Origin of the sequence: Burkholderia sp. Bp9140, assembly GCF_003853425.1 — a bacterium.
Classification (GTDB): domain Bacteria; phylum Pseudomonadota; class Gammaproteobacteria; order Burkholderiales; family Burkholderiaceae; genus Burkholderia.
Genome location: NZ_QTPQ01000044.1, coordinates 63,877 through 78,675, shown reverse-complemented (window position 1 = coordinate 78,675; position 14,799 = coordinate 63,877). Strand labels below are relative to the sequence as shown.

Below are 14,799 nucleotides of genomic sequence, written 5' to 3'. Positions count from 1 at the left end.
CTGCCGCATCGCTGGCAGCCTGTCTCGACCGCCGCCTAAACTCGCTCGTCAAGATGCGTTGGCTGGCCGCTTACGACTGAACAACGATGCGAATTCTTAAATATGCATTATTAGATACTCAAACGTTTGCATTCTTGTTATCGGAGTTTCGCAAACGATTGACCGCACCTCTGCTTAGAATCCGGGTGAGGCCGTGCGAGATGTCCAAGAGCCGAAATTTTTCATCTCCGACGTATCGCAAACTCACAATTACCGTGAGCCAGACACGCTCCTGGTGACGCATGCCATCGCGGCGCCTGCCGTGTCGAAACGTTGCACTACGGCCCGCGCCTGTCTCTCACCCTGACTAACCACGATGTGCGAGGGAACCGGTTCGAGCATGGCAGGCTCGGGACGATCTATCGCTGCACTTCCCGTGCGAAGGCCTCTTCCTCCCAGACCAGGCGCCGGATACAGTAGTGTGCCATCGGCTTTGTCCCGGTCTTCGCGGCGGCGTGCTGCCAGTCATCACAGGCTATGCAGGCCAGATCTCGAACAGCGCACCCGACTGCTTTTCGTTGAGTCTGATGTTGCTGGCGCAGGTGAGCTTGCGGTTAATGCCGGCCCGCTTGGCAAGGCGCGCAAATTCCGTCCATTTCACGGCAGTTTGCTCCCAGTCACGGGGGCGCACGCAGTGAAACGTCTTTACGGTTTGTCCCGGCTCCTGAAAAATGCTTTCAATGCGTCCGTGCCGGTACACCAGAACGCCTCGCGACGAAGACATCCTGTTTTTTGGACGGGAGCACTGGATGACGATGTCACCCACCCGGGCAGTGGACGGAAACGGTGCACTCCCTCCCCACCAGAACCAGCTCACGCTGCCGGCGTCCGGTCCAATGCGCTCCTGCACGTCCGCCAGCGCGTCTTGCACCACGTCGACATCCCCGGGATAACGTGCGTCTTCACGTGTGCTGATGAGCCAGTATTTCGTCGCGCCCGTCTGGATAGCGCGTGGGGGCGAACCGGCATTGTCTGGCGGGGGTTCCTGCGGGATGAGAACGGGAATCTGCCGGATCCTCTCGATAAAATCGCCGTTAATGACGTCCCCGGATGCCGCGAGCGAACTGACCAGATGCTCAGCCTGGCCAATGAGTTCGGGCCGGTCGGAGATGACCGAGGCCTCCACGTAGTGACGGGCGGAGCGCAGCGAAGCATTGGCCGAACCGATCACTGCCCAGTCATCGAGCACCAACACCTTGGCGTGCAGGTTCGGCACATTAAACAGGGCGGCTCCTGCCGCAAGATACCCCGCGAGCACCTCGGCGCTCGTGCGTCCTGCCGCGATGGAGGCATCGGACGCGTCCACCACGAGCACGTCGCTGGCGCCCAGAGGCAGGAGCGACGCGTCCGTCACATACGCAATGGCGGCCCGGCGCCGCTTCGCCTTGACCGCTTTCGCCCCGACGGTCTCCCACAGGTCTGCACTTAATAGTTTGAGCATGTGATTTTGTTCGAATTGGCGTCGCGCGTGTTGGGCCGGTCGCCCTTCCACCACCCCGCTCAACATGTTAGACGAATGCGACACGCGACGGATTGCGGCACCAGAACTGGAGCCCGGTGTAGGGGCGCCTGGGAGCACATCCGAGGCGCCCGATGGTGCAGCTCTGATCTCGGCGCTTCGACGCGATAATGACAGTGGCGCCTTGAGGCCGGTTCGCCGCGATAAGCCGTTATCGCGCCAGCCGAATCTTTAACCGTGCCAAAGCAGGTTTGCGTCAGCCGTGTGCGTAATCCAAGCAGGACTAACCCTCGCATTCCATCCCAGACCGCTGCCCGAATCCTGCTCATGTGTGCTGCGGGAACCACCCAATGGCCCCGCCGGCGCGCCGCCTCCGAGACGATCCGTGGCACCGTCCTCGCCCAGCTCGCCGTCGCGTGCAGGCTGGCATCGGCGTCCGATGCTCACTTCCGGATCGCCTCGATGCGCGAGCTGCGCGGAACCTCAGCCCCGCCGGTCCCGCCACGCTCCCGCCACGCTCCCGCGCCGCGGGAGTTCCGCTGGAATACCACGCTTACGCCCGATGAGCCGATGGGCTACTTGCGATAAATAGTCTTATCGCGAGTGCTCTCCCAGCGACCTAAACTGATTGCATGAGTACGGCCCCTGTCCCCTCCGCAGGGTCGGACGGCGGAAATCTCGCCGCGACTGCCCTGCCCGATCTCGCTTCGTTGGCCGCCCTGCGCGCCTGGCACGCCGGACTCGCAGCCCGCGCCGCGGTCGAGCGCTATCTGCCGCACCGCAGGGCCGATGGCCAATCATCGCGTGGCCTCCTGGGTCGCGTCCGTCGCCAGCTCGTCGCGTGTGCAATCGCCCGCCAGCGCGACGACCTGATCCCGCTGTTCACGCACCCGGCCGCGGACCGTACCCGCCACGCGGCACAGGTCGTCACCGCGCTCGACGTCCTGCACTTCACCCCCATCCCGGCGCCGCAGCCAGCCGACCCTGTGAACAGGTGGCTACCTCCGCGTATCGTGCGCGCCCTGGCCGCCGCCGGCGTCGACTCATTCGCCGACCTGCTGGTCCGAATGGCCCACCGCCCCGGCTGGTGGCGAACAATGCCCGGGCTCGGACGTCAGGGTGCACACCGCGTCGAAGCCTTCATCACGGCGCACCCGGACCTGACTCGGCGCGCCGCCGCGCTGGTTCCTTACGAGGCCGCGACCGATCAATTGATTCCGCGATGGTCCCTGGATGCGCTGCCCGCCGACCTTGATGGTTCGCAGGGCCGCTTCCGGGCTCCGCCCGACACCTGTGGCCTCGCCGCGACGAACGACTACCGGGCGATCGAGGCATGGCTGGTACTGCATGAGGGCACCCATACGGTGCGCGCTTACCGGCGCGAGGCCGAACGGCTGTTGCTGTGGGCCATTGTCGAGCGCCGCCAGTCCCTCTCGTCGCTCACCACCGACGACGCGATCGCCTATCGGGCCTTCCTGCGCCATCCGACGCCCGCCGCCCGCTGGATCGGTCCACCGCGCCCGCGCACGACGCCCGCCTGGCGTCCGTTCACGGGACACCTGACGGCGCGGTCAACCGCCTATGCGCTGGCCGTCCTGCACGCCCTCTTCGGGTGGCTCGTTGACCAGCACTACGTCGTGCTCAATCCGTTTGCGGGCGTGACAGTGCGCGGCGGCGCAGCCCGTACACCGTTTGATACCGGGCGGGCGCTGACTGGTCGAGAGTGGAAGATCGTGCGGGCTGCGGCCGACCAGCTCGAGCGGACTGGCTGGACCGCACCGGCTGCCGAGCGACTGCGTTTTGTGCTGGATTTCGGCTACGCGACCGGGTTGCGGGCGCAGGAACTGGTGGCTGCGACGCTCGGCGACATCACGGCGGACGCCCGCGGAACGTTATGGCTGCAGGTGACGGGAAAAGGGGCGAAGTCGGGGCGCGTGGCCCTGCCGCCCCTCGCGCGGGACGCCTTGCGGCGCACGCTGAAGGCGCGGGGTCTGCCGGTCATACGCACTCGCTGGCATCCGGCGACACCGTTGGTCACCGCCCTCAATGCAGAGTCTCGCGGGGCACGCCACGCCGGAATCAGTGCAGCGCGGTTGCGGCAGGTGTTAGGTGAGTTTTTTCGGGACACGGCCGAGCGCGTGAGCACCCGCCATCCCGCGCTTGCCGAGAAGCTACGGCACGCCAGCCCCCATTGGCTGCGCCATACACACGCCACTCATGCACTGGATGCCGGTGTGGAACTGGTTGTCGTGCGAGACAACCTGCGTCACGCGTCGGTAGCGACGACGTCGACCTATCTGCATAGCGAGGAGGCAAAGCGTGCGCGTCAAGTCAGCGCGGCCTTTCAACGTCAGCCTCGCCGCGCGCACCGTCGAGGCACGGCCCGCGCAGCCCGATAAGTGCGCACAATGTCCGAGATGCACGCCTCACGATTGAATGAATTGCAGGCCAACTTGCAACGGCTCCGACTGAGTCGTTTAACCGATATAGGCGTACGCGTTTGCTCGGGCATCGTGCAGCGCGTGGTGCTCGCCGCCGTGCCGCGCGAAGTATTCGGCTTGCCGTCGAGCGTCGATCTGGCCGCGGATATCCTCGAGCGCCCAGCCTTCGGGCAACTGGCCATCGAACAGAAATTGCAGCAGATTCAGGTCCGTCTCGAGGTCGTAGCAGAGCACCGGCTTGGAGCCAGTCGGGATGCCCCCGATCCAAGCCCGCAGCACCTGACGCAGTCGATTAAACGGCATCGCGCGCTCCGTGAATCGCCCCAACTGCGGCAGCACCGCAGTCCGAACGAAGCCACTACAGCGGGCAGCATCATAGTCCGTGCATTCGCCGTAAAATTCAGATCCGTTCTCCCCAACGATGGCCAAACTAATGAGTTGGGGCGCCTCGACATCCGTGAACTCGGTATCGACGAAGAAACGATTTCTCCAACTGCTACGGCCGCTGGAAGGTACCCACCAGGTCGGTCCGTTTTGGAAGCGGGTATCCGTCATAGTCGCTCACCCAGGGCGCATTCAGCACAGAACACCTGGACTTCCTCCCGCCTCACTACGAGAGCCAAAGTCGCACACATGGTCTGTCCATCTGAAAGCCCCCCCTATCGGTCAGTCCGAGCGCGACCGATGCGCCTGCCATACCCGCCTTCCGCGGGCGTAGCGCGTCGCGAAACCACTCGGCACGGAAAACTTTCGCCCCGTCACCGTCGTGAACTGCGTCACCGTTAGCAGTGTGCGATCGTCGTCGCTGAGTTCGGTCGCCCCGACTCGGATTTCGCTCAGTGGATCCAAATACCAATCATCTACCTGACGCGCACGGCGCGTGCTGACCACCGCCGCCCCTCGCAGCACGTTACTGCCGTCGAGAAACTGCTTCAGCGATGCCGCTCCCGATGTGAGGTCCGTCCAGATCACGCAGGGAATCCCGCGTGCTCGCTTTTCAGACACCCGTAGAACCAGTAAGTCGCCAGGCGTCCACTGTTCCATCACAGCCCACACAGCTGCACCGGCCATCGCCGACTGTAGCGGTAGACGGTTCCCATCCTGAATCAAAAACATATGCCTTGCAGCTAGAGAAACTGGCCGCACCCGAGAAAATGGGTCGTAAATGCCGTGGCCAAACGAACATCATACCGCGACCATCATTGGATGCAAAGGGTATCTGGCAAACGGGACGACGCAGGACATCTGGCCGCGATTGGCGCGATGGTCCGTGCTCGTCGGCTGGAGTTTGGCGTCTCGCAGGAAGCGCTTGCCCTTCTCACAGGAATCGATCGAAGTCACATGGGCCGCATCGAAAGAGGCCAGCGCAATTTGACCATCCTCAACCTCATCCGAATCGCTGACGCTCTGAATATTGCGCCATCGAAGCTTCTGAAAAGCTCTGGTCTCTAAAGTAGTAGTGGCGTCCAAGGCCAATCTTCGTCACGTTCGCGTACATAGTGATTGCGGACTTGTGACTCCGCCAACTCACAGACGAAGAAGGCCGCGATGAGCAACTCCATCGCCGTCGGCGCGACATCACCAACTCTACTCGAATTGGGAGCCTGCTTACGTCAACGAGACACGCATCCACTTGAGTCACACTCCAAGATAGTCGCGCCCCGATGTTCAGGTAGTTTCCTAGCGCAAACTGCTCGTCGACAATCTGAATTGCAGCACGTAGTTGCGAAGACACGCGGCCGGAAGGCAATGCTAATTATGTAAAGTGAAAAATATGCCCGCGCCCGTGCCTTCCGCTTTCGACCATGCAAATGGCATTGCCGAAACAATTGTCATGGCTGGCCCAATCACTGGCGCCTGCGCTAGCGTCCCCCTATCACGACTCAAGCTTACATGCGGACAAAGATCGAGACGCGTACCGGAAAGCCACGTTAGTATTCGACTTTTTCCCGATAACTATGCGTGATATCAGGAATCTCGATCTCAATTTACTCAAGGCGCTGGACGCCTTGTTGGACGAGCGCAACGTGACGCGTGCTGCTGCCAGAATGGGGGTCACGCAGCCGGCAATGAGCGGGATGTTGACGCGCTTACGTGACACCTTTGGAGATCCACTGTTCGTCCGGGCTCAGCGCGGCATCACGCCCACGCAAAGGGCATTGGGACTATCAAAGGCTCTTAAGCAAGTCATGAACGAGGTCGGAGCTTTGCTGAGCCCTCCAGACTTCGACCCACAGACTGCGGAATTTACGCTGACGATCGCGGCAACTGATTACGCGCAAAGCGCGATCGCGGTCCCCTTCCTTTCAGCACTAAAAGAGCGTTCTCGACGTATCCGCGTTGCGCTAGTGCCGGTTGAAGGTGGCGACCTACAGACGCGACTCGAACGTGGCGAGGTAGACCTTGCTTTGATCACGCCGGAAATGACTCCACCCGATCTCCACGCGCGCCGGCTTTTTGAGGAACGATACGTCTGCGTGATGCGTACCGACCACCCGGCAACTCGATCCAGGCTGACACTCAACCGCTTCTGTGCGCTCGACCACGCGATTGTGTCCTACTACGGCGGGAGTTTCAGCGGCGTCACCGATGAGGCGCTTGCCAAGTGCGGCAGGCAGCGCCGCGTCAGCCTATCGGTAAAAAATTTCCTGGTTCTGCCGAACATCCTTCGCGCCAGCAATCTAGTCGCAGTCGCGCCCGAGCGCCTCGTCGCTAGCGAAGCTGGGCTGACGCTGCTAGAGCCGCCGTTGGAAATTCCGGGATTTACCAAACTCGCTGTTTGGCATGAACGTAGCCACCGCGACCCCGCACAAAAGTGGCTGCGCGAGCTGATGTTTGAGACGTGTCATGACGACACGACAAAGCCGTCGCGCAAACGAGCCACCAACAGGAACACTTGATGTACCTAGTCGGACCAGCATCTGCGTATCTGTTGATCACGAGCCGGCCTGCGCGTCGGTTCTGCCCGATTTGATGAGCGATCTTGATCTCACATCTACGGAGTGCTGCTATCGCGCGTAGCGGCGATCGTTGGAACCGCGCTCAACTCCTTAGCTCAAATTGCCGGAAATCTACAGGGGCGCAGCGCCCAAGCTGCGCTCCTCTCCGACTAAGAATAACGTTCACCGCGAGTCAAGACCACTAAGATATTCCGGCAGTCAAAAGACGTTGCGAAGTCCCACCGCAACGCCAGTCTGGTTGTCACGCCCCAGGAAGTCCGCCGTCGCCCCCGTCGCGCGCGTGCAGTCAACCGCGCCGTACACCGCTGTCCGCTTAGAAGGCGAGTATTCCGCAAGCAGAGCAGCAGAGTATCGAGTTCCGTGTCCGGACGTTGCACCGTAAAGAGTGGACATGCGGCGAACAGCCGAGGCGGGTCTCTTTCGATGAATGAGCATGTGCGCGTCAGGTCCAACTTGCGTGCGAGTTCGCCGCGCAACAAAATTCCGCTTGTCGGGGATGCGAGACATTACCGTTCCATCGCAGGAGGAATCGGGATCATACCGATTCTTTCCATGATCCGATGGTGCCAGTCGTATTAGAGGATCTGGTCACTGCTGTATTGCACACGGGGTGGGACACTCACTGCGTTCTATGAGAGATTGACAGAATCTGGTGACTCGGTTTGGCTTCACTTTGACGACGAGTCCGGTGGCGCGCTTCCGACTTGGTGCGTGAGCTGGCCGATCGCGATGCTGGAGCGACGCAGATCACCAAGACTACGTGTTGTCAGAAGAGGAACACCGCACCCAGTCATCGCTAACGATCTGTGTTTCTCGTGCTCGGACCCGCACCCGCACACTAGGGCAATAGCACGGTAGCTCAGCGCGCGGCAGCGCCCTTGCACGTTGCCGCGCGTGGAGCGCTTACGGCTTCCTTCCTTTCGCCTTGCGCGCCGCTGCAACGATGCCGTCGAGCCAGTCCTGATGACCGTTGATCATCGGGTTCGGCTTCGTGTCGCGCAACTGCAGTGCCGGCTTGCCCTTCTGCGTCTCCTGAGTCAGGATTCGTACGCGCTCGCCGTCAAGGTCTTCCACCAGCCATGCGTGGTGCACGTCTAGACGGACGTCGGAGCCTACGTCGCCGGCCCAACCATGCCATGCTATCCGGCCGGGCTGCCCAGCGGTGGGCGGTACATATTCGTTGCATTGAGCTTCAACAGGGAAGCCAAACGTTTCGAAGTAGAAGCGGTCACCGTCGGCTAGTTCCGGGCCCTTGCCGTCGTAGATGCGCACGTTAGCCGAATTCGTGTAATAGGTGGGCCACAGAGAAGGCGTGCTGAGCAAAGGCCAAACGTCAGCGGCGCAGAGGCCGCCAACAATGGTCTCGTTGGAGGCAAAGTTCTCGGTATGGCCTGGCACGTAGTCTTCAGGCCAGATAATGGCGTTCATTTTCAATGATGACATTCCTGATTCGATGTAGTGGTGAAATCATGACGTCGGCCAAGAAATAAATCCAATGCTGTATTTTTATGAATCATATCACGCAGGCTGATACCAGTAAGTGCGCACCGGAAGGGAGCAGGATGGTCGCAGACATCGCAAACCGGCCAATTGAAAGTCACCAGATTCGTCTCTGATATCACCGCTCGCCTTCGCTTCGAATCAACCGATCGCTTTTGGGTTCGTCTGCAGGTTGCGTGGCCTTGCGCGCCTGCAGCGACGAGTCTCGCCTGCGGCGCCAACCATAGATGCAATAAAGTACAGCGAAGCACGGCCCCTTTGTTTCTCCTGCCGCATCGTGAGCCATGCGGCAGGAGAAAACGTACACAAAAGTGGCATGCCGGATAATGACAATTACGGGGCAAGAAACTCGATGACCATCCGGTTGAATTTTTCTGCGTGCTCCCATTGCGCCCAGTGCCCGCAGCGGCTGAAGATGTGAAACTCAGCGTTCTGCATTCCCCACACGAGCCTCAGGCCAACATCGAGTGGCACAAAGCGATCATCGCGTCCCCAAATCACCAGGGCCGGCGCCGATATCTCACCGAGGCGCGGACCGTAGTCGGTGAACTGCTTCGGATTCGCTGCGAGACTCTTCACGAAGTTCTCCAGATGGTCGCGACGCGCAAGAATGTTCTCGAGACGCGCCTGCATCAACTCGTCGGTCAGGCTCGTCGCGTCGTACACGAAGATGTTCAGCATCTGCTTCAGGTTGTCTAGCGTCGGCTCGCGGTACACCTTTTGCAGCAGTTTGATACCTTCGGTCGGCATAGGCACGAATTGACTGGGTCCTCCTGTTCCGCCGCCCATCAGTACAAGCTTGTCGACCTGCTGTGGAAACAGCAGTGCGAATGCGACAGCGCTATGCCCACCCATCGAGTTGCCGACGATGTTCACGCGCTCGATGTCGAGCGCGTCGAGCAGCGCCTTCAGCGAACGCGCGTTGAGCTCCGAGCGCGAACCCGTGTTGACGATCGCGTCGCTCTTGCTCCAGCCCGGGCAGTCGAGCAACACGACGCGATAGCCTGCGTCGACGAACGCGCCGACGTTGCGATGGAAGTTCGCCCAGCCGCTCGCACCGGGCCCCGAGCCATGCAGCATCACGACTGTCTCGCGGCCCTGCCCCGCGTCGTTGTAGTGCAGCTTCAGGTCGTGCTCGCCCACCTTCACCTGCACGAAACGACTCGTGCTCTCTTCCGTCAATGTGTGTGCCTGCTGCGTCATGTCGTCCCTCGTTCGTTCATGCGTCGATCATGCGGATGCGCGCCTACACATCCGCATCTGAAATCGCGAAGCGGCGCGACCGGCCCGTTTCGCCTGCCGAAACTGCTATTCCATCGCTTCCTCCGCTGCTTACTCCGCTACTAGCGCCGGCGTGCCGGCCCGATCCCTTGCGACGACCGTCAGCGCTGCCAACGCCGCGACGGCGACGAGCGGAATACTCGACGCCATCAGCATCGTCGTGCTCTCGCCGTGCGCCAGCAGTTGTCCGGCGACGAACGGCCCGAGAATCGAGCCGAACCGCCCGACCGCGACAGCCGCGCCGACGCCCGTGCCGCGCATGCGCGTCGGATAGATCGCGCTTGCGAGCGCATACAGCACCGACTGCCCGCCGACCAGGAACATCCCGCACAGCAGCCCGCCGGCGGCGAGCCACGCGGCATCCTTTGCGCCGGCCAACACCGCGAGCGCGCACGCGATCCCGACGTACATACCGACCACCGTGCGACGCCGGCCGATCCGATCCATCAGGCTCGCGATGCCGATCGCACCGATCCCGCCACCGACGTTGAACATCACCTGCACGAAGCTTGACTGCGCATGCGTGAGGCCACGCGTCATCACCATCGACGGCAGCCAGTTGAGCAGGAAGTACAGCACGACGAGCGTCCCGAGATAGCTCACCCACAGCGCGGCCGTCGTCGCAGCGCGGCGTTCGCCCCACAACGCGCGCGCGATTGGCGTGTCCGCCGCGTTCGCGCGCGTCGCGACGAATTGCGCGGACTCGTTCAGCCACAGCGCGAGCATCGGCAGCACCAGCAGCGGCCCGATTCCACCAACGTAGAACACGTGCCGCCACCCGGCAGGATCGGTGCTGACGACGCCGATCGCGGCGCCGATCGCTGCACCGAACGGCATTCCGCAGTACATCGCGCCGACCGCGGTGCTGCGCTGCTGCGGCAGTGCCGCTTCGGAGCACAGCGCGATCAGGTTCGGCATTGCCGCGCCGAGCCCGAGGCCTGTCAGGAAGCGCGCGGCGAGCAGGCTTTCGAAGTTCCACACGCGCGTGGTCGCCAGCGAAAAGATGCCGAACAGCGCGACCGATAGCATCAGCACGCGCCTGCGGCCGAGCCGGTCCGCAAGCCGCCCGCCGAGCGCCGCGCCGGGCAGCAAACCGAGCGCGCCGATGCCGAACGCCCAACCCATCTGTGCGGCGCCCAGTGCGAATTCATGCGCCATCCTTGGCGCGGCGATGCCGGCCGATTGCAGGTCCAGTCCTTCCAGGAATGCAACGAGCAGGCATAAGCCGATCGTGCGTGCGCCGCCAGCGCGACTGTGTTCCGGCGTGTTCATGAAAAGTCTCCAATAGGAAGTTGCATCGCTCTTTGCGGCGATGTCGATGAAGATGCGGCGCTCGAACTTGCCCTGCGAAGAGCCGCGCCGCGTTAGCCCTTCGCGGCGTCAGCAGTGCGCGCGCTTAAGGTCGAGCGCGACGTCGACGATCATGTCCTCCTGCCCGCCGACCATCCGGCGGCGGCCGAGCTCGACGAGGATGTCGACCGTCTTCAGCCCGTACTTGTTCGCGGCCGCTTCCGAATGGCGCAGGAAGCTCGAATACACGCCCGCATAGCCGAGCGCGAGCGTCTCGCGATCCACGCGCACCGGACGATCCTGCAGCGGGCGCACGATGTCGTCGGCCGCGTCCATCAGCGTGTAGAGATCCGTGCCGTGGTTCCAGCCGAGACGCCCGGCCGCCGCGATGAACACTTCGAGCGGCGCGTTGCCGGCGCCGGCGCCCATGCCGGCGAGGCTCGCGTCGATCCGGTCGCAGCCTTCCTCGACAGCAACGATCGAGTTCGCGACGCCGAGGCTCAGGTTGTGATGCGCGTGAATACCCGTCTGCGTCTCGGGCTTCAGCATGGCCTTGAGCGCACGGAAGCGATCGCGCACGTCGTTCATGTTGAGCGCGCCGCCCGAATCGACGACGTAGATGCAGGTCGCACCATAGCTTTCCATCTTCTGCGCCTCGACGGCCAGGTTCTCCGGCGTAGTCATGTGGCTCATCATCAGGAAACCGACCGTGTCCATGCCGAGCGCGCGCGCGTGCTCGATGTGCTGCTTCGAGATGTCCGCTTCCGTGCAGTGCGTCGCGACGCGCACGACGCGTGCGCCCGCGTCGTACGCGGCCGTCAGGTCGTGGATCGTGCCGATGCCCGGCAGCAGCAGCGTCGCGATCTTCGCGTGCTCGACGACGTCCGCCACCGCCTCGATCCATTCGAGATCGCTGTGCGCACCGAAGCCGTAGTTGAAGCTCGATCCCTGCAGGCCGTCGCCGTGCGCGACCTCGATCGAATCGACCCTGGCCCTGTCCAGCGCCCGCGCGATGTCTTGTACGTTGCGGATCGAGTATTGATGGCGAATCGCGTGGCTGCCGTCGCGCAGCGTCACGTCGGAGATGTAGAGTTTCTTGCTCATCGGGAAACTTCCTTAAGCGTTCACGCGTTGCATCGATTGCGCGATACGCTCGGCAGTCGCGAGCGCCGCGGACGTCATGATGTCGAGATTGCCGGCGTACGCGGGTAGATAGTGCGCGGCACCTTCGACCTCGAGAAAGATCGACGTCTTCAGCCCGCTCACGCGGCCGAGGCCCGGGATGTTCAACGGCGCGGACGCGGGAATCTCGTCGAACTGCACGGCCTGCTTCAGCCGGTAGCCGGGCACATACGCCTGCACCGCGCGCGCCATCGCTTCGACCGACGCGGCGATCTTCTCGTGATCGGCTGGCTCCGACAGCACATACACGGTGTCGCGCATCATCACCGGCGGCACGGCCGGGTTCAGGATGATCATCGCCTTGCCATGCGCGGCGCCGCCGACCACCCCGATCGCCTTCGACGTCGTCTCGGTGAATTCGTCGATGTTGGCGCGCGTGCCGGGCCCGGCTGACTTGCTGCTGATCGACGCGACGATCTCCGCATAATGTGCCTTCGCGACGCGCGACACGGCCGCGACCATCGGAATCGTTGCCTGGCCGCCGCAGGTGACCATGTTCACGTTCGGCGCGTCGAGATGCGCGTCGAGGTTCACGACCGGCACGCAGTACGGACCGATCGCCGCGGGCGTCAGGTCGATGCAGCGGATGCCTGGCTTCAGCGTGCGCAGGAACGCATCGTTCTTCACGTGTGCGCCGGCCGACGTCGCGTCGAACACGAAGTCGATGTCGTCGAATTCGGGCAGCCGCGCGAGGCCTTCGACACCTTCGTGTGTCGTCGCGACGCCTAGGCGCGCCGCGCGCGCGAGGCCGTCCGAGGCCGGATCGATGCCGACCATCGCGGCAACTTCGAGATGCTTCGCATGCCGCATGATCTTCATCATAAGGTCAGTGCCGATGTTGCCCGAACCGATGATCGCGGCCTTGAGTTTCTGAACGCTCATGGAAATACTCATTCGTTGAAAGTGGCGCGCACGCTGCCGAGACCGGCGATCTGCGCGGTGAACGTGCCAGGGCGCGTGACCGCGACCATCGGGCCAAGGGCGCCTGTCAAGATCACGTCGCCCGCCCGCAGCGGCGTGCCGTGCCGCACCATCCGGTCGGCAAGCCACGCGGCCGCGTTCAGTGGATTGCCAAGGCACGCGGTGCCGCTGCCGCGCGACAGCACTTCGCCGTTCGACGCGAGCGTCATCTCGCAGCCGGCAAGATCGACGTCCTTCAGCAGCACGGGCCGGCTGCCGAGCACGAACAGCGCGCTCGACGCGTTGTCAGCGACGGTGTCCACGAAGCGGATGTTCCAGCCCGCGATGCGGCTGTCGACGACTTCGATCGCCGCGAGCGCGTACGCGGTCGCGCGCTGCAGTTCGGCGAACGTGTGCTTCTCGTGCACGAGGTCGTGCTCGAGCACGAGTGCGATTTCCGCTTCGACCTTCGGCTGGATCCGCTGCGACAGGCTCATCGGTTCGGCGTCGCCGTATGCCATCGACGCGAACAGCGTGCCGAAGTCCGGCTGGTCGACGCCGAGCTGCTGCTGCACCGCGAGCGAGGTCAGACCGATCTTGCGGCCAACCACGCGTTCGCGCCGCAGCGCCGCATTGGCCTGCTGGATCGCGTAGGCGTCTTCGGCGTTCTGCTCGCCGATTTCCATGCGCAGCGGTTTGATTGGCGCGCGTTCGCGTTCGGCGGCGCGCAGGCGAGCGGCCAGCGCGTCGATATGTTGCGGGGTCAGCATGTCGTCACTCCTTGTCTGTCGATCGCGGCGCGGGCTCACCCGCAGACCAGCCGTGCATGGCGGCGAAGCCCGCGATCCATTCGGGAATCGGGCGGTAGAAATCCCGCACCGCGTGATACGGGCCCGCGGCCGCCAGCGCCGCGAACGCGGCGACCCACGCGCGGATCTCGTGCGCAGACTTGCCGCCGTCGCGCGTGATCGCATCGTTAGTCATCCCGTCGACGGCTTTCAGGTCGCCGCTTTCGAGCACGTCGAGAAACGCCTGGTCCCATCCGGGATTGAGCGCGTGCAGCGGGCTGTCGCCGGCCGCGAACGTGCGCGCCGCCGCGATCGTGCGCGCCTGGCGCGCGGCGCGCGCATCGGCGTCCGGATTGCGTCCGGCGATCAGCCGCTCGGCCAGTTCCGGGCTCGCGGTCGCGAGTTCCGGCACCGGCGGCTCGTGCGAGATGCCGCCGGAGCCGACCACCAAGACTCGGCGGCCCGAGCGCGCGACGAAGCGGCCGATCGCGTCGCCGAGCAGCCGCGCACGGCGCAGCGTCGCCATCGGCGCAGCGACGGAGTTCAGGAACACGGGAATCACCGGGTAGCGGTCGAGGTCGCCCGTCAGCACTTCGAGCGCCTGCGCGAAGCCGTGATCGATTTGCATCCGGTACGACATCGACACGTCGACATCGCTGTCGAGCACGGCCTCGACCAGTTCGCGGGCGAACGTGGCTGGCACGTTCAGCGGGCCCGCGAGGCTCCGGTAGTCACCGATCGATTCCGCCGCGATGCCGATGCAGAACGGCGGCATCAGGTCGTAGAAAAAGCCGTTGTAATGGTCGGGCGCGAACAGCACGATGCATTCGGGATCGAACACTTCGACGCGCGCACGGGCCGCGGCCTGCACGCGCTCGACTTCGGCCACCACGTCCGGCGCCGGATCGAAATAGCCTTGCAGCGGCGTATGGGACAGGCATTCTAGCTGGATCGGCATG

Annotated in this window: 13 protein-coding genes; 3 read left to right on the top strand and 10 right to left on the bottom strand. The window is 63.4% G+C overall.

What is annotated here, in order from left to right; translation table 11 throughout:
- Positions 1 to 514: 514 nt before the first annotated feature.
- A complete protein-coding gene (locus DIE21_RS30355) occupies positions 515 to 1,480 on the bottom strand; it encodes a phospholipase D-like domain-containing protein (protein WP_124501135.1) in 966 nt (321 codons plus the stop codon).
- A gap of 650 nt (positions 1,481 to 2,130) precedes the next feature.
- Between DIE21_RS30355 and DIE21_RS30350 the strand changes: the two genes are divergently transcribed.
- A complete protein-coding gene (locus DIE21_RS30350) occupies positions 2,131 to 3,897 on the top strand; it encodes a phage integrase family protein (protein ID WP_124501134.1) in 1,767 nt (588 codons plus the stop codon).
- A 78-nt stretch (positions 3,898 to 3,975) separates the two neighbouring features.
- Here DIE21_RS30350 and DIE21_RS30345 read toward each other — a convergent pair whose 3' ends face one another.
- Together DIE21_RS30345 and DIE21_RS30340 are read right to left on the bottom strand one after the other, a co-directional pair.
- Entirely contained in the window at positions 3,976 to 4,494 is a 519-nt protein-coding gene (locus tag DIE21_RS30345) for a 3'-5' exoribonuclease (RefSeq protein ID WP_124501133.1), read from the bottom strand.
- A 111-nt stretch (positions 4,495 to 4,605) separates the two neighbouring features.
- A complete protein-coding gene (locus DIE21_RS30340) occupies positions 4,606 to 4,911 on the bottom strand; it encodes a hypothetical protein (RefSeq protein WP_260432562.1) in 306 nt (101 codons plus the stop codon).
- Positions 4,912 to 5,145: 234 nt separating this feature from the next.
- Between DIE21_RS30340 and DIE21_RS30335 the strand changes: the two genes are divergently transcribed.
- Together DIE21_RS30335 and DIE21_RS30330 are read left to right on the top strand one after the other, a co-directional pair.
- Complete coding sequence (locus DIE21_RS30335) at positions 5,146 to 5,391, top strand: helix-turn-helix domain-containing protein (RefSeq protein WP_124501131.1); 246 nt, start codon at positions 5,146 to 5,148, stop codon at positions 5,389 to 5,391.
- 506 nt (positions 5,392 to 5,897) lie between these two features.
- Positions 5,898 to 6,839, top strand: a complete 942-nt coding sequence (locus DIE21_RS30330) for a LysR family transcriptional regulator (protein WP_124501142.1) — start codon at positions 5,898 to 5,900, stop codon at positions 6,837 to 6,839.
- 963 nt (positions 6,840 to 7,802) lie between these two features.
- Here the strand turns inward: DIE21_RS30330 and DIE21_RS30320 are convergent.
- From DIE21_RS30320 to DIE21_RS30290, 7 genes are all read right to left on the bottom strand, one after another.
- Positions 7,803 to 8,342 (bottom strand): SRPBCC domain-containing protein, encoded by a 540-nt coding sequence (locus tag DIE21_RS30320; protein ID WP_221622405.1) that lies wholly within the window; start codon positions 8,340 to 8,342, stop codon positions 7,803 to 7,805.
- Positions 8,343 to 8,732: 390 nt separating this feature from the next.
- Entirely contained in the window at positions 8,733 to 9,602 is an 870-nt protein-coding gene (locus DIE21_RS30315) for an alpha/beta fold hydrolase (RefSeq protein WP_124501130.1), read from the bottom strand.
- A 129-nt stretch (positions 9,603 to 9,731) separates the two neighbouring features.
- Positions 9,732 to 10,952 carry a 3-(3-hydroxy-phenyl)propionate transporter MhpT gene (mhpT, locus tag DIE21_RS30310; protein ID WP_124501129.1) on the bottom strand — a complete coding sequence of 407 codons (1,221 nt, stop codon included), beginning with the start codon at positions 10,950 to 10,952 and terminating at the stop codon, positions 9,732 to 9,734.
- Between the two features lie 108 nt (positions 10,953 to 11,060).
- Positions 11,061 to 12,074, bottom strand: a complete 1,014-nt coding sequence (gene dmpG, locus DIE21_RS30305; protein ID WP_124501128.1) for a 4-hydroxy-2-oxovalerate aldolase — start codon at positions 12,072 to 12,074, stop codon at positions 11,061 to 11,063.
- A 12-nt stretch (positions 12,075 to 12,086) separates the two neighbouring features.
- Positions 12,087 to 13,034 (bottom strand): acetaldehyde dehydrogenase (acetylating), encoded by a 948-nt coding sequence (locus DIE21_RS30300; protein WP_124501127.1) that lies wholly within the window; start codon positions 13,032 to 13,034, stop codon positions 12,087 to 12,089.
- An 8-nt stretch (positions 13,035 to 13,042) separates the two neighbouring features.
- Positions 13,043 to 13,822, bottom strand: coding sequence for a fumarylacetoacetate hydrolase family protein (locus tag DIE21_RS30295; protein WP_124501126.1), 780 nt, complete (start codon positions 13,820 to 13,822; stop codon positions 13,043 to 13,045).
- A gap of 4 nt (positions 13,823 to 13,826) precedes the next feature.
- Positions 13,827 to 14,798, bottom strand: coding sequence for a 3-carboxyethylcatechol 2,3-dioxygenase (locus DIE21_RS30290; protein ID WP_124501125.1), 972 nt, complete (start codon positions 14,796 to 14,798; stop codon positions 13,827 to 13,829).
- Position 14,799: the final 1 nt, after the last annotated feature.